The 17,734-nt window shown below is 71.0% G+C and carries 19 protein-coding genes and 1 pseudogene; 10 read left to right on the top strand and 10 right to left on the bottom strand.

Going from position 1 to position 17,734, the window contains the following annotated elements; all coding sequences use genetic code 11:
* Positions 1–116: 116 nt before the first annotated feature.
* Positions 117–476, top strand: a complete 360-nt coding sequence (locus AB0N03_RS40380; RefSeq protein ID WP_364383905.1) for a rhodanese-like domain-containing protein — start codon at positions 117–119, stop codon at positions 474–476.
* Between the two features lie 2 nt (positions 477–478).
* Positions 479–1,507 carry a DUF4328 domain-containing protein gene (locus AB0N03_RS40375; RefSeq protein WP_364383902.1) on the top strand — a complete coding sequence of 343 codons (1,029 nt, stop codon included), beginning with the start codon at positions 479–481 and terminating at the stop codon, positions 1,505–1,507.
* Here the strand turns inward: AB0N03_RS40375 and AB0N03_RS40370 are convergent.
* Positions 1,504–2,094: a TetR/AcrR family transcriptional regulator gene (locus tag AB0N03_RS40370; protein ID WP_364383899.1), complete on the bottom strand. Its 591-nt coding sequence runs from the start codon at positions 2,092–2,094 to the stop codon at positions 1,504–1,506. The two genes, AB0N03_RS40375 and AB0N03_RS40370, sit on opposite strands and share 4 nt — an antisense overlap.
* A 221-nt stretch (positions 2,095–2,315) precedes the next feature.
* Here AB0N03_RS40370 and mca point away from each other — a divergent pair, with 221 nt between their 5' ends.
* On the top strand, positions 2,316–3,161 hold the full coding sequence (gene mca, locus AB0N03_RS40365) for a mycothiol conjugate amidase Mca (protein WP_364383896.1): 846 nt from the start codon (positions 2,316–2,318) through the stop codon (positions 3,159–3,161).
* 121 nt (positions 3,162–3,282) lie between these two features.
* Here mca and AB0N03_RS40360 read toward each other — a convergent pair whose 3' ends face one another.
* On the bottom strand, positions 3,283–4,449 hold the full coding sequence (locus AB0N03_RS40360) for a cytochrome P450 (RefSeq protein WP_364383893.1): 1,167 nt from the start codon (positions 4,447–4,449) through the stop codon (positions 3,283–3,285).
* 53 nt (positions 4,450–4,502) lie between these two features.
* Here AB0N03_RS40360 and AB0N03_RS40355 point away from each other — a divergent pair, with 53 nt between their 5' ends.
* The 4 genes from AB0N03_RS40355 (at position 4,503) to AB0N03_RS40340 (ending at position 7,475) form a co-directional block, all read left to right on the top strand.
* Entirely contained in the window at positions 4,503–5,384 is an 882-nt protein-coding gene (locus AB0N03_RS40355) for a DUF5926 family protein (protein ID WP_364383890.1), read from the top strand.
* Positions 5,385–5,580: 196 nt separating this feature from the next.
* Positions 5,581–5,931 carry a DUF952 domain-containing protein gene (locus AB0N03_RS40350; RefSeq protein ID WP_364383887.1) on the top strand — a complete coding sequence of 117 codons (351 nt, stop codon included), beginning with the start codon at positions 5,581–5,583 and terminating at the stop codon, positions 5,929–5,931.
* A gap of 210 nt (positions 5,932–6,141) precedes the next feature.
* Entirely contained in the window at positions 6,142–6,654 is a 513-nt protein-coding gene (locus tag AB0N03_RS40345) for a SigE family RNA polymerase sigma factor (RefSeq protein ID WP_364384022.1), read from the top strand.
* Entirely contained in the window at positions 6,651–7,475 is an 825-nt protein-coding gene (locus tag AB0N03_RS40340; RefSeq protein WP_364383885.1) for a hypothetical protein, read from the top strand. The genes AB0N03_RS40345 and AB0N03_RS40340 overlap by 4 nt, the downstream gene beginning before the upstream one ends.
* A gap of 81 nt (positions 7,476–7,556) precedes the next feature.
* Here AB0N03_RS40340 and AB0N03_RS40335 read toward each other — a convergent pair whose 3' ends face one another.
* From AB0N03_RS40335 to AB0N03_RS40325, 3 genes are all read right to left on the bottom strand, one after another.
* Positions 7,557–8,111: a ferritin gene (locus AB0N03_RS40335; RefSeq protein WP_364383882.1), complete on the bottom strand. Its 555-nt coding sequence runs from the start codon at positions 8,109–8,111 to the stop codon at positions 7,557–7,559.
* Positions 8,112–8,260: 149 nt separating this feature from the next.
* On the bottom strand, positions 8,261–9,448 hold the full coding sequence (locus AB0N03_RS40330) for an arginine deiminase (RefSeq protein ID WP_364384019.1): 1,188 nt from the start codon (positions 9,446–9,448) through the stop codon (positions 8,261–8,263).
* 40 nt (positions 9,449–9,488) lie between these two features.
* Entirely contained in the window at positions 9,489–10,301 is an 813-nt protein-coding gene (locus AB0N03_RS40325; protein WP_364383879.1) for a type II CAAX endopeptidase family protein, read from the bottom strand.
* Positions 10,302–10,323: 22 nt separating this feature from the next.
* Between AB0N03_RS40325 and AB0N03_RS40320 the strand changes: the two genes are divergently transcribed.
* Positions 10,324–10,785: a PPOX class F420-dependent oxidoreductase gene (locus AB0N03_RS40320; RefSeq protein WP_364383877.1), complete on the top strand. Its 462-nt coding sequence runs from the start codon at positions 10,324–10,326 to the stop codon at positions 10,783–10,785.
* On the opposite strand, the gene AB0N03_RS40315 is transcribed toward AB0N03_RS40320, so the two are convergent.
* Positions 10,777–11,571 (bottom strand): DUF2470 domain-containing protein, encoded by a 795-nt coding sequence (locus AB0N03_RS40315; RefSeq protein ID WP_364383874.1) that lies wholly within the window; start codon positions 11,569–11,571, stop codon positions 10,777–10,779. The two genes, AB0N03_RS40320 and AB0N03_RS40315, sit on opposite strands and share 9 nt — an antisense overlap.
* A gap of 136 nt (positions 11,572–11,707) precedes the next feature.
* Here AB0N03_RS40315 and AB0N03_RS40310 point away from each other — a divergent pair, with 136 nt between their 5' ends.
* Complete coding sequence (locus AB0N03_RS40310; protein WP_364383871.1) at positions 11,708–12,766, top strand: hypothetical protein; 1,059 nt, start codon at positions 11,708–11,710, stop codon at positions 12,764–12,766.
* Here AB0N03_RS40310 and AB0N03_RS40305 read toward each other — a convergent pair.
* Complete coding sequence (locus AB0N03_RS40305) at positions 12,733–13,968, bottom strand: MFS transporter (protein WP_364383868.1); 1,236 nt, start codon at positions 13,966–13,968, stop codon at positions 12,733–12,735. The genes AB0N03_RS40310 and AB0N03_RS40305 overlap by 34 nt on opposite strands.
* Positions 13,969–14,377: 409 nt before the next feature.
* Here AB0N03_RS40305 and AB0N03_RS40300 point away from each other — a divergent pair.
* Positions 14,378–14,482 (top strand): annotated as a pseudogene (locus tag AB0N03_RS40300) (LysR family transcriptional regulator); the annotation flags it as partial.
* Positions 14,483–14,599: 117 nt separating this feature from the next.
* On the opposite strand, the gene AB0N03_RS40295 reads toward AB0N03_RS40300, so the two are convergent.
* Genes AB0N03_RS40295 through AB0N03_RS40285 form a run of 3 tightly spaced genes read right to left on the bottom strand, consistent with a single transcriptional unit; the run spans position 14,600 to position 17,680 of the window.
* A complete protein-coding gene (locus AB0N03_RS40295; RefSeq protein ID WP_364383865.1) occupies positions 14,600–15,088 on the bottom strand; it encodes a DUF4231 domain-containing protein in 489 nt (162 codons plus the stop codon).
* Between the two features lie 44 nt (positions 15,089–15,132).
* Entirely contained in the window at positions 15,133–15,870 is a 738-nt protein-coding gene (locus AB0N03_RS40290; protein ID WP_364383862.1) for a hypothetical protein, read from the bottom strand.
* 1 nt (position 15,871) lies between these two features.
* Positions 15,872–17,680 (bottom strand): substrate-binding and VWA domain-containing protein, encoded by a 1,809-nt coding sequence (locus AB0N03_RS40285; protein ID WP_364383859.1) that lies wholly within the window; start codon positions 17,678–17,680, stop codon positions 15,872–15,874.
* Positions 17,681–17,734: the final 54 nt, after the last annotated feature.

Here is a 17,734-nt window from a genome sequence, read left to right as displayed (position 1 = left end):
TGTCGACCCTCCAATCACGCGTGTCGACTCCTCAATCACACGTGTCGACCTCCCCGTCACGCCGGGCCGGCTTCGTACGTCCACCTCACGCGCGGGCAACGCCCCCGCATGGCAGCATGGAGAGCGTGGTGAGCCCTGCTGAACTGCCGACCGTCGAGGTCCGCGACCTGCCCAAGGACGGCCTCGTGCTGCTCGACGTCCGCGAAGACGACGAGTGGGCCGCCGGCCACGCGCCCGGCGCGGTGCACATCCCGATGGGGGAGCTGCCCGCCCGCGTCGGGGAGCTGGCCGACCTGCCCGAAGACCAGCCGATCCACGTGATCTGCCGCAGCGGCGGCCGGTCCGCGCGAGCCACCGCCTGGCTCAACCAGAGCGGCTGGGACGCGGTGAACGTCGCCGGCGGCATGGGCGCGTGGCAGCGCGAAGGCCGTTCGATGGTCGGCGAGCACCCCGGCATCGAACCCGAAGTGATCTAGCCTTGCAGCCGGGTCCGCCTCCTCAGTACCCCCCGGGGTACTGGCCGCGCCAAGCGCCGCCGCCGAACGCCCAGCAGCTGCAGGGCCGGACGTTGGCCGCGCAGCCGGAGCCGTACCCGTACCAGCGGCGTCCCGGGCACCGGCCGAAGCTGCGCTGGGTGGCGACCCCGCCACCGGGCGCGTGGCCGCGTCGCCGCGTGACGCCGCCCGAGCGGTACTTCGGGCCGCCGTCGTACCCGGTGCCGCCCCGTTGGGGCTTCCCCAACCTGGTCTGGCGCCGCCCGACGTCGGTGCCCGGCACGGCGTCGGACGAGGTCCGCCCGATCGACCGGATGCCGGTGCTCAGCCGCAGCCTGATCGGCGTCCTCTTCGCGTTCGCCGTCCTCGCCGTGGTCGCCGCCGGCGCGGAGGTCTGGCGGTACGTGCTGCTCGTCCAGGGGCGCGAGTCCGCACTGAACCGCTCGGTGGTGGCGTTCTCCGACGGTTTCGTGCTCACCGCGGGCCTGCTGGCCTCGATCCTCGCGCTGTTGCCCGCCGGGCTGACGCTCTGGTGGCTGCTGGTCGCCCGCCGGGCGGCGGCCGACGTCTCGGGCGACGACCCGCCGCGGCCGGTGTGGCAGGTGCTGGTCAGCGTCCTCGTGCCGGTGGCGAACCTCCCGATGGCGCTGTCGATCGCCGGCGAGCTGGAGCACGCGGTGCTGGGCCGCCCGCGCGACGTCCGGCCGAAGCCGTCGCGGCAGGTGCTCGTGTGGTGGGGCGCGTGGCTGCTGAACTGGGTCCTGCTGGGCGTCACGATCGTCTGGCGCTTCCGCGACGACGTCCAGTCGATGGCCGACAGCGTCGTCCTGGTCGCGTTCACCGACCTGGCGGCGGCCGCTCTGGCCGTGGTGACGGCGCTGGTCGTGCGGCGGTTCTCGGCGCTGCTGGCGCCGTCGGACGCCCGGGCCGTGCGCTCGATGCGCGTGCTGAAGGTGGCCGGGGCTCCGGAGCCCGAGCTGCGCAACGCGCGGCCTTCCGGCGCGGCTCGCTAGTACCGGCCGAGCACCGGTTCCAACTGGTCGAAGGCCAGTTCGGCGGTGGGCCACAGCGCGTCGGAGATCCCTTTTTCGCCCTCGAGAGCCCGGTCGGAGACCTCCTGGAAGAGCACTCGCAGCACCGTGGCGAGGTGGGCGGCGGCGAGCACCGGCTCGAGCCCTTGCTCGGGGTGGCGCCGGATCAGCAGGTGCGTGAGGGCCGCCTCGCGCTCGCGGTGCATTTCGTGCAGGGCGTTCGTCAGGACCTGGCTCTCCTTGATCATCCGCACGAAACCCGGTCCCGAGAAGCCGACCAGCGCGTGCTCGGCGCCCAGCGCTTCGAAGTAGAGCTCGCGCGTGTCGTGGAAGACGCTGTCGCGGACCAGGGTGGCCGGCCAGGACGTGAAGTCCGCGCGGATGTCGAAGACCAGGTCTTCTTTGCGCGGGAAGTGGTTGGTCACGGTCATCTTGGCGACCCGCGCTTCGGTGGCGATGTCCGCGATCGTCACGTCCTCGAAGCCGTCGCGGATGAACAGCTTCGTCGCGACGTCGGAGATGGTCTTCCTGGTCTCGTGCTTCTTCTGGGCCCGGAGTCCCTCGCTCATGCCCTCACTCTACTGGGTCGAACCCAAGTTTGTGCTTGACCCAGTGACTGGGTCGGACCTAATCTGAGGTTCGACCTGATCTTCCGGGGTGGATGGTGACGACGGCGGTAGCCCGTTCCGACGCGGCGTGGTGGAAGCTCGGCGCGACGATCGTGACCGTCGGGACCGACTCGATCTGTCCACGCTGGGAACGATCGCGTTCACCCTCGAAGGAGTACTCGATGACTTTCCGCCTCCTGAGCGTCCACGCCCACCCGGACGACGAGTCCAGCAAGGGCGCGGCCACCCTCGCCCGTTACGCGGCCGAAGGCGTCGAAGTCCTGGTCGCCACCTGCACCGGCGGCGAACGCGGCGACATCCTCAACCCGGCCGTGGACACCCCCGAAACCCGCGCCGACCTCCCGGCGGTCCGCCGCCGTGAGATGGCCGCGGCGGCCGAGATCCTGGGTATCCGCCAGCGTTTCCTCGGCCTGGTCGACTCGGGTCTGCCCGGCGAAGGCGAGCCCTTACCTGACGGCTGCTTCGCCGCCCTCCCACTCTCGCAAGCGGCCGCCCCTTTGGTGACGCTGATCCGCGAGTTCCGCCCCCACGTCGTGATCACGTACGACGAAACCGGCGGCTACCCCCACCCGGACCACATCCGCACCCACGAGGTGACGCTCGAAGCCTTCACCGCGGCCGCCGACCCCGCCCGCTACCCGGGCACCGGCGAACCGTGGCAACCACAAAAGCTCTACTACCAAGCAACTCTGAGCCGGGCCTGGTTCCAAGCCCTGCACGACGCGACCCGGGCCGCCGGCGAGGAGTCCGCCTTGACCGACGTCCTCGCCGAACTCCCGCTCGAGCCGGCTTTGCCCGTCACCACCCGAATCCGCTGCGAGTCCCACTTCGCCACGCGCGACCGCGCCCTCCTGGCCCACCAGACCCAGATCGACCCGGCCCACCCGTTTTTCGCCCACGCACGCGAGATCGAACGAAAAGCCTGGCCCTACGAGGACTACCACCTCGCTCACCCAACCCCACCCGCCGGCCAAGAAGACGACCTCTTCACCGGAGTAACCCCCTGAACCCGAGTGTCGCCCCTCCAATCACGCGTGATGTCTCCCCCATCACGCGAGTTCCGCCTTCAATCACGCGAGTTCCGCGTCCAGTCACGCGAGATCCGCCCCGGATCACGTCGGACCCGGTTCACACCGTGACCCGAAGCTCCCGCAGTCCCCGGATCACGAACTCGGGCCGCCGTCGCGGTGTCTCGGCGAGCCGTAACCCCGGCAGCTTCGCCGCCAACGCACTCAACGCCGCGGCGATCTCCACCCGAGCGAGAGGAGCCCCCACGCAGTAGTGGATCCCGAGGCCGAACCCGAGGTGCGCGTTCGGCGTCCGTCCGATGTCGAGGGTGTCCGGCGCGTCGAACACCTTCGGATCGCGAGCCGCGGCACCCAGCAGCGCGCCGATCTTCTGGCCCTGCGAGACGACATGTCCGCAGATCGACACGTCCTCGGTCGCCGTCCGCTCGAACAACTGCAGCGGTGCGTCGAACCGGATCAGCTCCTCGACGCACGAATCCAGCAAGGAAGGAGCCGCCAGCAAACGTTCCCACTGGTCCCGGTGGGTGAGCAGCGCCGTGATGCCGTTGCCGAGCACGTTGACCGTCGCTTCGTGGCCGGCCATCAGCAGCAGCACCGCGGTCGCGACGAGCTCGTCCGGTGTCAGCTCGCTGCGCAGGAGGTCGCTGATGATGTCGTCCCCCGGGGCGTCGGCGCGAGCCGAAGCCACCGACCGGACGTAGTCGACGAACTCGGCGGCGGCCCGTTCGGCGGCGTCGCGGCCCTCCTCGGGCAGGCCGTACTCGTACATCTTGACGATCGCGTTGGACAGCTCGACCATCCGCGGCCCGTCGGTGCCGGGGACGCCCAGCAACTCGGCGATCACCGCGACCGGCAGCGGCTGGGCCAGGTGCTCGAGGAGGTCGGCGCTCCCGTCGGCGGCGATCGCGGCCGCGAGGTCGTCGACCATGCGGTCGGCGAGCGTCGCGACCATCGGACGCAGCCGCTGCACGTGGCCGCGGCCGAACGCGCCCGCGATCAGCCGGCGCAGGCGGCTGTGCGCCGGCGGCTCGTTCTCCAGCAGGGAGTTGCGGTGCAGCAGGTTGAACGACGCGAACCGTTCGAGCGGCTGCGCGTCCTGCCAGATCCGGCCCAGCCCGCGGTGCCGCAGCACCGCCGACGACGCGGCGTGCGACACCGCGACGGCCAAGCCGAGCCCGTCGTGAAAATGGACGTCGCCCTGCTTGCGCAGTGCGGCGAACGCGGGGTACGGGTCTTCCAGGAACGCGGGATCGCGGGGGTCGAACACGTCGCGAGACTAACCCTTCGATAGCGTTCCAAGCCGAGCCAGAGGAGGCAGCAGTGGGCAAGGGCGCGCGCAAGAAGGGTCCCAAGCAGGCATCGGACCGCAAGCCGAAGGTGCGCGACGTCTTCGTCGGCCAGCCGTTCGAGGGGCTGGTGGCGGAGCCCGAGCTGATCGCGCTGCGTGAGTTCGTGCCGTCCGCGACGGCCAAGCTCACCCTGGCCGACGGCGGTGACGTCACCCTCGGCACCGTGCTGCCGATGGCCGCGGCCGCGTTCGTCCGCTCGGACGGCGAGCGGTTCCTCGGCCTGCAGGTGCAGACCCGTTCCTCCGACATCAGCCGCGACCTCGGCCGCTCGCTGAAGTGGCTGCTGGACGCCAAGGAGGGCGACGTCCTCGGCGTGCCGGACACGACGACCCCGCCGTCCGCCGACGAGAACGCCCGCCTCCAGGACCTGCTGACGCCGGGCGCCGAGCTCGACGTCATGCTCCGCAAGGACTTCGCCTGGTGGCTGCCGGAGGACGCGGACGCCACGGGCGACGTCGCGGTGTCCCTCGAGCGCGCGAACGCCGCGATCATGCCGACCGAGCGCCTCGGCCACGGCGCTTACTGGGTCCTCGCCGGCGAGAAGGCGCACCTGCGCTGGGTCCGCCCGGAGCCGGAGAACCTGCTGCTCCAGGCGCTGGCCCGGCTGTCCGCGGCCGGCGAGCTCGGCCTCGGCGAGGGCTCTCGCTACGCCGGGTCGTTCCGGGCGCACGGCCTGCTGGTCCCGGTCTGGGACCTCGACCCCGAGGCCCACGCCCGCGAGTGGGCGGAGGCGAAGGACGCCCTCGGCACCCGCCTCGAGACGGCCCTGAAGTCCCTCGACGCCGAGCCGCTGAACGCGGCCGAGCGCCGCGCCCGCGACGGCCTCGTCGGCCGCCAGCTCACCCTGCGCTGATCCAGCCGGGCCCCGGCCCGGGATGGTCGTCACCGCCGCCGAGCACGCGCTCGGCGGCGGTTTCGCGTCCGCGTCGAAAAGCACCGGACCACCGGTTCGTACCGGTGACCGGAAACTGCTCGATGAGCGTTCAAGCAGGCCTTATGTGGCGTACGAGACACCGCCGCCGGATCGTCGTGGTGGGACGATTCTCCGCGTGATACTCCACATCTGCGGGGCGGCCGACTGGGCCGAAGTGGGCGAAGGCGGCGAGTACCGGCCGCCTTCACTGGGGGAAGTCGGGTTCGTCCACTGTTCCGACTTCGGCACGGCGCACCTGCCGGCCAACGCGCTCTACCGGGGCCGCACCGATCTGGTGCTGCTCGAGATCGATCCGGCCAAGCTCGGCGTCGCCGTCCGGTGGGAAGACGGCGAGCCGCCGCATCCGGCCGGCGTGTGGTTTCCGCACGTCTACGGGCCGGTTCCGCGCGCCGCCGTCGTCGGCGTGCACGAGTTCACCGAGACGGCCGGCGGCTTCCGGCTGCCGGACTCGCTCGCGCACCGCTGACGTGGACAACTCATCGCCCGCCCGGACGTCTACGAATCCGGGCGGGAACGCGGGCAACCTGAGGGGGCTGTGATGCGTGTGCAGGGGGAAAGCGACTCGGCTTCTGGCTATCCGACCCCGATGGGAGGCGATACGGTGACCGCTGCGGCACCCGTCTTCACCGGGGGAGATACCTGGGTGACCAGCGCAGGCCGAGGGAGGGCCGCGACGTTGCCGGGTGAGCTGGCCGACTTCGGCGACTTCGTGCAGGCCACCCTGCCGGGGCTGCTGCGGTACGGCCACGCGCTCACCGGCAACCCGCACGACGCGGCGGACCTGGTGCAGACGGTGCTGGAGAAGATCGGCTCGCGCTGGACCTACGTCCACGAGAAGACGGGCGACCCGCTCGCCTACGTCCGCCGGTCGATGGCGAACGCGCACGTCAGCCGCTGGCGCCGCACGCGCCGCGAGAACCTGGTGGCCGACCTGCCGGACACCAGCCCGCACGTGCCGGACGACCCGTTCGAGCACGAGCCGCTGTGGCGCGCGTTACGGACGCTGCCGCCGAGACAACGGGCCGTCATGGTCCTGCGTTACTACGAAGGTCTCTCGGAAGCGGAGATCGCCGGTGCCCTCGGTGTCACGCAGGGCACCGTCAAGAGCCAGGCCAGCAAGGCGATCGCGTCGCTGCGGTTGAAACTGACGGCGGACGACATCCAAGGCGAAGGGAGTGACGCGGGTTGAACATCTCCGAGGACGAGCTGGAGCAGCGCCTGCGCGAGCTGTTCGCCGACGAACGGCTGGACCTGCCCCCGCCGCCGGAGGCCGGCACGACCATCGTCGCCGGTGCGCGACGCCGTCGACGGCGTCGTCAGGGCGTCCTGGCCGTGACCGGTGTCGCGGCGGCCGTGGTGGCCGTCTCGGGTGGGCTCACCATGGTGCGCCTCCACGCCGAGGACGGCACCGCGGTGATGTCCGCCGACGGATCTTCGATCAGCGTCAAGCCGCCCGAGAACCTCACGGCCGGGCGGCAGCCCCAAACCTCGATCCCGGGGCCGACCAGCACCCAGGACATCGAGGTCTCGGCGCCTCCCGCCTCGCCGACGTCGAAGGCTTCGCGGCCGCCGTCGGCCCAGTCGCCGTCCAAGCTGCCGCCCGTGCTGAGCGGGCCGCTGCTCGACCCGGACGGCTTCGGCACCATCAAGCTCGGCATGTCCGAGACCCAGATCGCCGCGCAGGGTGTCACGCTCACCGACGCGCAGGCCGGAGCGAGCTGCACCGTCTACACCGCGCAGGGCGGCGGGGTGCCCTCGAACGCGACCGTGGTGGTTTCGAAGGCGGTCGGGCTCACGGTCGTCACCCCCGACCCGGCGGCGCACACCGCCGAGGGCGTCGGCGCCGGCTCGACCAAGGAGCAGGTGTTCGCGACCTACCCCGAGGCGAAGGACGAATCGGGTGGCGTCGTCGCCCCGGCCACCGCCGCCGCCGACTACCACTTCCGGCTCGACGACTCCGGGGTCGTGCAGACCAGCCTCATGAGCGTCAACCAGGACTGCGCCGGCTGAGCGCCGGCGACATGCGGAAACCCGGGCTGTCCACAGGGGGAGAGCCCGGGTTTCCGGTTTTCGAAGCGTGGTGGGAAGCGGTCAGAGCGCTCCGCCGGCCACCGGCGGCATCCCGGAGTCGCGGCCACTGTCGCCGACGGACTCGCGGTGCAGGTGGTTCTCGATCTCGAACAGGTTGCCGTTCGCGCGCTTGACGACGTTCAGCAGTGTGTTCATCTGCGAGATCTCTTCGACCTGCTCCTTGAGGAACCACTGCGTGAACTGCTCGCTGATGTAGTCCTCTTCGGCGCGCGCCGCCTTGGCCATCGCGGAGATGTCGATGGCGACTTCCTTCTCCTGCTCGAGCGCGAGCTCGATGACCTCGGTGACGCCGGAGAACTCGTTGCGCACTTCACCGGTACCGGGGACCTCGACGTGGTGATCGCGGTCCAGCATGTACTGCACGAGCGCCATCGCGTGGTTGCGCTCCTCGACGGACTGCTTGTAGAAGTGCTTCGCCAGCTGCGGAAGGTCCTCGGCGTCGAACCAGACCGCGAGCGCGATGTACTGCTGGGACGCGTTGAACTCGTTGTGGATCTGCGCCTGCAGCAGTTCGAAGAACTTCGAGCGCGGTTCTTTCTTCTTGGTGAGGGCCATGCAGAACAGAATAGATCAAGATTGGCGGAAAGGCCACTTGGGGGTGGTGATCCCGACCCTATTAGGGTTACCATTCCTAATGAAGACGAGCCTAATTTAAGTAAGCCTTCCCTAAATCGTCGAATACATTTAGGGAAGGCTTACTTTATTTACTGCAATGGTTCGCGGCGGATCGGGCAGGACATGCACCGCGGCCCGCCCCGGCCGGAGCCCAGCTCGGAGCCCGCGATCGGCAGCACCTCGATGCCGGCCGCCTCCAGGCGCTCGTTCGTCTCGACGTTGCGCTCGTAACCCACGACCACGCCCGGCGCCAGCGCCAAGGTGTTGTTCCCGTCGTCCCACTGCTCGCGTTCGGCCGTCACCGGGTCGAGCCCCGTGTCGATGACGCGCAGCCGGTCGATCTCCATCGCCTCGGCCGCGGCGGCCAGGAACGGCGTCGGGCCGGCGACCTTGACGCCGCCGTCGCCGGTCGGGCGGATGGTGAACGCCGTCAGCAAGTCGCGCGCCAGCGGGTACATCACCACCGCGTCGGCGTCGACCATCGTGCACACCGTGTCCAGGTGCATCGTCGCGCGGGACTGCTCGATCGGCACCGCCAGCACGGTGTGCGCGATGTCGTCGGCGAACACCGACCGCGCGAGCGATTCCGCGCCGGCCGCGGTCGTCCGCTCGCCGACGCCGATGGCGAGCACGCCCGGCGCCAGCAGCATCACGTCGCCGCCCTCGATCGGTGCCGAATGCGCGCCGTACGCGCGGGCCGCGTGCCGGAAGTACGGGTGGTAGGCGTAGATCAGGTCCAGCACCGCGGTCTCGCGGCGACGCGCGGGCATCGTCAGCGACGAGATCGCCACCCGGTCGGCGATCCACGCCGACGAGTCGCGCGTGAACAGCAGGTTCGGCAGCGGGTCGACGGCGAAGTCGTGCGGGTGGTTCATCATCCGCACCAGCGACGCGCCCTCCGCGGAGGGCAGCTCCTCGAACGTCATCCCGGCCATCAGGACCTCGGCGAGGCCGGGCGCGCCGACGCCGGACAGGTGCGAACGCAGCGAGTCGGCGAGGTCGCCGCCGAGCCGCCGGTCGTCGACCGCCGCGTGGACGCCGGCCGCGTGGGCGCGGTCGTCTTCCAGCGCCGTCCGGAGCGCGTCGGCCAGCAGGAGCACTTCGACGCCGCGGCTGCGCAGCACCTCGGCGAACGCGTCGTGCTCGGCCTGGGCCCGGTCGACCCACGGGATCGAGTCGAACAGGAGCTGGTCGTTGTTGCGGGGCGTCAGCCTTTTGAGCTCGTTGCCGGGCCGGTGCAGCAGCACCGCGCGCAGGGGTCCGACTTCGCTGTCCACCCGGGGAGGTGTCGTTTCGTCGATCACCCGCCAAGCTTAGTCAGGGCAACCAGGAAACGTGCCCCTTCAACAGGGCGTATCCGACGAAAGAAACGAAGTCGAACAGCGTGTGCGCGGCGACCAGCGGCCACAGCCGGTTCGTCTTCTGCCACAGCCGCCCGAACACCAGGCCCATGATCAGGTTCCCGACGAACCCGCCGAAGCCCTGGTACAGGTGGTACGACCCGCGCAGCACCGCGGCGCCGAACACCGCGTTGTTCTCCCGGACGCCGAGCTGCCGCAGCCGCGTCAGCAGGTAGCCGATGACCAGGACTTCTTCGGCGAACGCGTTGCCGAACGCGGAAAGCGTCAACGTGATCGGCCGCCACCACGTGTCGTTCAAAGTGGACGGTTGCACCGCCAGGCTGAACCCCAGGTGGTAGGAGATGAAGTACAGCGCGAGGCCGGGGATCCCGATCAGCGCGGCCAGTCCGAGGGTCAGCAGCGCGTCGCGGCCGGGGGCGCGGCGGTCCAGCCCGACCTGCGCGATCTTGATCCCGGCGCGCCACAGGAAGTACAGCCCGAGCGCGCCCCAGCCGACCAGCTGGGCCGCCGAGAGCAGCTGCTTGAGCAGGTCGATCAGGCTCGCCGCGGCCTGCGGCACGTTGAGCTGGACCTGCTGCTGGGCCAGGGGCGCCGGCTGCAACAGGGAGTCCACAAGGGACAGCAGGCTGCGCACGCCGGACAGCCCGAGCGTGATGCCGAAGACGATCAGCAGCTCGAGCTTGATCGCCCGGCGCTCCCGCGGGTCGTCGATCGGTTCCGGGAACGCCGGTGCGGCCGGGGCCAGCCACGATCGCGCGGTGAACGTCATGGGCGCACGCTACCTTCGGGGTATGCCGAGGAGCATCGCCACCAACGAAACCGTCGACCGCGCCGCGCTGGTCGACTTCCTGTCCACCCGCCACCGCGCGATCCTGATGGCCACGAAGGCCGACGGGAGCCCGCAGCTCTCGCCGGTCACCTGCGGCGTCGACGCCGAGGGCCGGCTGGTCATCTCGACCTACCCCAAGCGCGCCAAGGTCGTGAACATCAAGCGCAACCCGAAGGTCTCGGCCTGCATCCTCTCCGACGAGTGGAACGACCAGTGGGTGCAAATCGACGGCACCGCCGAGGTGCTGGACATCCCCGACTCCGTCGAGCCGCTCGTGGACTACTTCCGCGCCATTTCGGGCGAACACCCGGACTGGGACGAATACCGCGAGGCCATGGTCAAGCAGGGCAAGAGCATCATCCGCGTGACGATCGAGAGCTGGGGCCCGCTGGCCAAGGGCGGTTTCCCCGCCGAACTAGCCTGACGCGCCCCGCAGGAACGGGCAGCCGAGCAGCCGCCGCAGCTCCATCGCGAGCTGCGGCGGGCTCTCGACGGACTTCGAGAACGCCAGCCGGACGTCGTGGTCGCCGGAGTCGGACTCGACGCGCAGCCGCAGCCCGAACCGGTCGAGCCCGAGCGGGCGGATCCGGCCGCCGCGCAGCTCCGCCGGCAGGTGCTTGGCCAGCTGCTCGACGACGTCGGAGTGGTCGCTCTCCAGGTGCCGCAGCCACTGGGCCTCGTAGTCGTGGAACGGGTCGGGCGGCGCCGCGCTGAACATGTGCGGGCGCAGCGAGTGCGTGCCTTCGGCGTCCGCGAGCACGAGCGACGCCGGAGTGAGCCGCAGCAGCGTCACGCCGTGGCCGACGTCGAGGAGCTGTTCGTCCGGCCGCGACTCGGCGATCGCGATGGCCCGCGCGCGGGCCGACACCGGCGAGAGCGGCCGCAGCCAGCCGGTGATCCACAGCAGCCCGCGGATCGGTTCCCGCAGGGCGACCGGGGCCTGATCGGCGAGCTCGACCATCACGGCCAGCTCGCCGCGCTGGGTCTGCTTGGCCGCGTGGACCATCGGGTGGTCGTCGGGCAGCAGCACGCTGACGCTGCCGCTGTGGTGCACGTGGTGCACGACCGGGACGACGCGCTCGCCGTCGAGACCGGCGCGTTCGCAGGTCGGCATCAAGGACGCGGGACCGTTGCGGGTCGCGATCGTCTTGGCGCGCTCGGCGGGGTTCGGTGCCGGCGGGCGGCGGATGGATGTCGGGGCCTCGGTCACGGCTCACCTCCTACTTAGGTGAGCCTAACCTGAATCCGGTGGTCTGGATAGTCGCTCGTGTGCGGTCCGGGTCACGCCGGCGTTCCGCTGAACGGAGTATCCGGTAACGCCGCTGTGCAAATTTCCGAAAAGGCCGGTGACCAGTGTCGACACGGTGGGGGCCAGCGTGCAGATCGTCCCGGTTCCCGAACGCGTGCCCGCGTTCGAGCTCGACTCCGCCATGCCGTCGGGCGCGCTGCCGATCTTCGGCGAGTACCTCGACCGGATCGGCCGCACCGCGGCGAACGGACGCCTGCTGACCTGGGTCCTGCCGGTGTTCGGGATCGCCCCGTTCTTCACCGGCGCCGGGGTCGCGCTGACGTTGGGCACGATCGCGCTGGCCGGCTCGGTCGTGGCGTGGTGGCTCTACCGCGCGCACCTCTGGGTGCCCGAGACGCGGCTGAAGCGGGAGCCGTTCCGGCAGGTGGACATCGTCCCCGACGGGCTGGTCGCCGCCGGTCGGGCGGTCGGCGTCCGCCTACCGGACGGCCGCTGGCTGCGCGTCCGGCTCGACGAGGCGTACCGGCTGCTGCTGGCCGGGCACCGGCGGGTGTGGCTGCTGGGGCGCGGTCCGAAGGTGTTCGTCGGCTTCTCCGGCGTCGTGCGGGTGCGCCGCGCCCGGATCCTCGACGCGCCGCCGTCGGGTGCGGTGGCCGTGGCGCCCGTGGTGGCGTCCGGTTCGCCGCGGCTCGACCCCGTGCTGGCCGCGCACCGCCGGCGCATCGCCCGCGAGCTGCGCGCGATGGCCGCGTTCCTGCTGGTCCTGGCCGGTTTCGCCGTGTGGGTGCGGTTCGACTTCCCGGTGACGAAGTGGGCCGCGCTGACCATCACGGCCGGCGCGCTGCTGAGTGCGCTCGTGACCGCGCTGCGAGCGGTCGCCTACCGCCGTCCGCTGCCGGCGGACCACTGGACGGAGCTGCGCGCGGTCCTGGACGGCCCGGTCCGCATGGGCCGCCACGGCGCGGCCCGCCTGAGCGGCCTGACGATGCTGGCCGACGGAACCGTGGTCGGCTTCCGCCTGCACAAGGCGGACCCGTCGATGGCGGCGAACATCGCCGCGACGGGCCGGCTGTGGATCGCGGGAGTCCCCAGGCCGGGCGCGGCGAAGACGGGCGTGCCGGGTTATCCGGTGCTGGGCACGGTCTGGCTGGGCTGAGCGGGCGTCCGGTCTCGACGCGGCAGGAGCAGTGGCGTCACCAGCACCAGGATTCCGGCGACGCCGATCGCGACCCGCGGGCCGGTGAAGCTCGCGAGCACGCCCCAGAGCGCGGTCAACGTGGCGATCGACGCCTTGGTGCTCACCGACCACGCCGAGAGCGTGCTCGCGATGCGGTCCGGCGGGAGCTGCTCGAGCCGGTAGGTCGCGAGCACCGGGTTGAACACGCTGCAGGAGACGATCAGGCCGAGTTCGACGACCATCACGAAGACCAGCCCACCGGGGCCGGCCGGGAGAAAGGCCAGCGCGAGCAGCCAGCACGCCCTGACGGCGCCGGTCACCACCAGGACGGGGTGCCTGCCAAACCGCTGGACGAGCCGCGGGGTCAGCCGCGAGCCGGCGAGCCCGCCGAGGCACGGCACCGCGAACGCGAGCCCGTACTGCCACGGTGTGAACCCGAGCTGGTTCAGCATGAGCACGGCGAGCAGCGGCTCGGTGCCCATGATCAAGCCGTTGAACAGCAGGACGTTGAAGTACAGCGGCCGCAGCCCGGGGTGCGTCAGGATCGTGCGCCACCCCTCGCCCAGGTCACGCGCACGCAGCCGGGTGGTCTGCCGCGGGCGTGGTTCGTCGCCGCCGATCGCCCGGATCCCGAGCGCGGAGAGCAGGAAGCTGACGGCGTTGGCGGCCACCGACGTCACCGGGCCGAAGAGCACGAACGCGGCCCCGCCGAGCGGCGGGCCGAGCGCGGTGGCCGTCCAGTTCGTCGACTCGAACCGCCCGTTCGCGACGAGCAGGTCCTCGGGCGGCACGAGCCCCTTCAGGTAGGCACCGCTCGCCGACGTGAAGGTGAGGTCCGCCGAGGCGACGATCACCGAGACGACGAGGAGCTGCGCGAAACTCAGCGACCCGAGTGCGTAGAGGGCGGGCACGCTGATCAGCGCGGCGAACCGGACGAGGTCCATGGCCACCAGTACCGGCCGCTTGCGCCGCCGGTCGACCCAAGGCCCCAGCGGCACGGCCACGAGCGCGCCGACGGCCGGCCCGACCGCGGCAAGCGCCGAGACGGCCGCGGGCCCGGCGTGCAGCACGAGGATCGCCAGCATGGGAAAGGCGCCGAAGCCGAGCCAGGTCCCGAACGCGCTCACGGCGTAAGCCGTCCACAGCCACCTGAACCGCCGCCCGAGCCGCCTGCGCATCACCGGGAGATCAAAGCGGGGAACGAGGCCGGGAGCAACCAGCCGCGCGGCGAGTCCTTGCACCGCAAGGGTTATCCACAGCCTCGGCCAGATGTGGACAGCTTCGGCGGCCGGCGCCGGTTTCAAGCTTTGCGTCGGACCTCGCCGTTAGACTGGACCCGGGGACGCCCCCCTGGGAGCGGCGGGGGATGTCTGGGCCCGCTGGAGATTGCCGCAGAGGCGCGGGTGGCCGGCCGCACCGCGTGCGGGTCGTTCTCCCCGGCGGTCGGAAGCGTTCCTGCTGCACGACCGCTGACGGTCGAGGCTCGAGCGCCTGCGTCCGTACGGGCCGTGCCGTTCCGGACGGCGGCTGTGCCCGGCGGGGTCGTTGCGCGGATTCCACGAGGCTCATCCGGACGTCGCGCTGGAGGTCGTGACGTTCTTCGATACCGCGATCCCCGCGATCCGGGCCGGCTCGATCGACGCGTCGTTCCGCGCGGTCGTCGAGCTGCCCGAGGACCTCGACGCGCAGTGGGTGTTCGACGAGCCGCTTCAGCTGTTGCGCGGACCCGCGCACCCGCTGGCCGCGTTGTCGTCGGTGGGCTCCGACGGAGCTGGCCCGGGCCGCTACGACCTGGCGCCCCGGCTGGGCGAACTAGCTCGTCGTCGCCTTCTCGCGGGCGTTGCCGTAGGACAGCCGGAGTGTGACCCAGCCGTCGCGTTCCCCGGCGCAGATCTCCTCGACGGTCTCCACCAGGACGGCCGCCGCGCCGGGAGCGGCGTAGTTGCCGTGCTTGGCCGCGAAGAGCGCGATCTCCTTCTCGATCGCGTAGCGCGCCCGTGTCCGGCTGGTCCAGTTCTCCTTGTACCCGCCCAGTGCCCGGATCCCGTTGACCAGCACGGCCACTGACCCGACGGTGGCGATGAGCCGCACGTCGAGAGCGAACGCCGCGAGCGCGGGGATCGTGGCGGTCACGATCAGGCTCGTGACCTCGACGATGGAGTGCCGACGCCGCGCGGCCCACGACGAGCGCTGGTAGCGCCGCCACTCGGCGAGCACCGACGGTGGCACGAGTTCGTCGTCGACGCCTTTCGCTTCCAGGACCCACTGACTTCGCGCGATCGAGCGCGGCTCCTTCTTCATGGGACGAAAGTTCACACCACCGGGCTGCCCGGTCAAGCACGCGGTCAGCCCAGCGACTTCCGCGTCGCCTGCTCGGTCTCCAGCACGCCCTGCCGGATGCCCTCCAGCTGGTCGCTCAGCTCCCGCACCGCGCCGGTGTCCACCGCGACGTCCGTCGTCGCCGCCGTCAGCTCCGCGACGCGCGCCACCAGGCTGTCCAGCCCCAGCGCACCCGATTGCAGCTGCGCCAGCAGCTTGTCGCTCGCCCCCGAGAGCCGCGCGTGAACGTCCGCCTGGGCCTGGACCGCCGCCAGCGCCTGCTCCAGGTCTCCCCGGACCTCCTCGCGCGCCGACCCGATCGACTGCTCCAGCCGGCGCCGCTCCCGCGTCACGGCGTCGAGGTCGACCCGCGAAAGCGCCTTCCCGGTCGCCGACGCGCGGCCCGCCAACCGCCGGAGCGTCGCCAGTGTCTCCTGGACCACCGGTTCCATGTCCGAGACGCGGTCGGCCAGCGGGCCGGCGTCGAGGGACGAGCTCAGCGACGCGAACCCCTCGGCCGCGCCTTCGGCCCGCCGCAGCCACGTCTCCTCGGCCGACCCGGAAACCACGTCGAGGACACGCGCTTCGCGAGGAGCCGGCTCCTGTCCCCGGCCCACGGAGGCCACGCCCGCACGGGCGGCCAGCACCGCCACCCCGATCAGGATGGCGACGAGCACCGGCAGCTGCACGGCCCACGCCACCCCCGCCGACGTGGCGGCCAGCAGCAGCCCCCACGGTTCGGCGAGCTCACGGGCGAACTTCATGTCAGAAATTCGAAATCACGGAAGTGAACACCTGGTTGATCGAGTCCGGTTTGGACGAATCGTACTCCGATCCCTCGGTCGCTTCGGCGATCCGCTTCAGCACGTCCTGGTCGGCGTCGGAGCCGTAGGCGATCGTGAACAACCGAACCGTCTCCGCGTTGCCCTCCGGCCGCAGCTGCGGCAGCAGGTGGTCGAGGTCGACGCCGCCGGAGTCCTCGTTGCGGCCGTCGGTCAGCACCACGACCGCGTTGATCGCCGCCGGGTCGATGTGCGCCTTCATGTACTCGTACGCGGCCTGCGACGAGTCGTAGAGCCCGGTGCCCGCCTGCGGCGTCAGCCCGCTCAGCCGGCTCGCGAGCGTCTCCTTGCCGCTGTTCCCGAGCGCCCGCACCGGGACCAGCTCCTGGTAGTCGCGGTCGCCGTCGAGGTGGGTCGAGAACTGCCAGAGCCCGACCTGGTCGCGCGGCACGAACTGGCCGAGCGCGTCGATCGCGGCTTGCTTGGCCAGGTCGATCTTGCTCTTGCCGGTGCCCTTGACCTCGTCGCCCATCGAGCCCGAGACGTCCACGACCAGCAGCACGTTCGCCTTCTTGCGCAGGTCGGTCCAGGAGCTCAGCAGCTTCGAGAGCACGGTCGGCGACGGCGGCCGGATGAAGTTGATCTTCGCGTCCGGCTGCGTGCCGTTCGCCGTCGTCACCTGCGGGCCGGGCTTGCCGTCGAACGACCGGAAGCCCAGCGCGGCGAACCGCTGCTGCGGCTCCGGGCCGCGCAGGAAACCGAGGAAGTCCGCGGCGATCTGCTTGCGCGTCGGTTCGGCCCAGTTCAGCGTGACGAACGGGTGGTCGGAGTTGAGCGTCCCGTCCGCCGGGTAGATCGCGACGATCGGCACCTTCGGCGGCGCGTGCTGGCCGACCTTCGCCGGGTCGTTCGTCGGGTTGCCCTGGTTGTAGCCGATCAGCGAGCTCTCCTCGACGGTCACCGCCGAGATGTAGGACAGCGCCGCGCCGCGGTCGTCGGCCTTCTGCAGGTTCGTCAGGAAGGTCAGCGTGTTGTCGCCGTAGTGCACGATCGCCTGCTCGATGTTGGTGACGAACTGCCTGGCCTCGGGCTTCTCGAGCGCGGCCGCGGTGAGGTCGGACGACGTGCCGGTGGCCGCGTAGTACGCGCCGATGGTCGCGTTCAGGCCCGCGGTGGAGATGTTCGGGTTCGTCTTGCCGAGCCGGAACTTGCCCCACTCGGGGTGGCCGTACTTCGCCCAGCCGGCCGGGTCGGTGGCGAGCGTGGCGAGGTCCTTCCAGCCGATCGGCTTGGCCGGCCAGCCCAGCGCCTCGGCCATCGGCTTCGGCATGGCGACGGTCAGCGGCGAGTTCGCGATCGACTGCGGGTCGCCGTCCGGCACGATCGACGCCGAATCGCCCTTCGCGTTGACGCGCAGCAGGTTGACCCAGCCGCTCGCGGCCGGCGTCCAGACGTCGGGGCGTGGCCCGTCGGTGGCCTCGTTCCAGCCGTTCGCCAGCGCCTGCATCGCGATGCCCGACGACTTCGATTTCACGATGACGTCGACGCAATGGCCGGCGACGGTCCGTCCGGAGTAGGCCTTGGCGGCCTCTTGGACTATTCCGACCTTTTCCGGGGACGACGCGACGTTGAGCGCGATGGCGTCCGAGCCGGTGCACTTCGCCTCGTCCGCCTCATCGCCCGAACCGCTGGTCCAGGCCCGGATCCCGACGATCAGCGCGGCCGCGACCACGATCGCCGCCACGAACGGGAGGATTTTTCTCTTTCGCCGTGCTGGTTGGGAATTGATCATCGAACCCTCCCCGTTCCGCCACCGGAACACCATTATCGGGCAGCGGAACGGAAA

Origin of the sequence: Amycolatopsis sp. NPDC051061, assembly GCF_040682935.1 — a bacterium.
GTDB lineage: Bacteria > Actinomycetota > Actinomycetes > Mycobacteriales > Pseudonocardiaceae > Amycolatopsis.
Note: the sequence above shows the minus strand (reverse complement) of the source record. Positions and strands in the feature narration are given on the sequence as shown.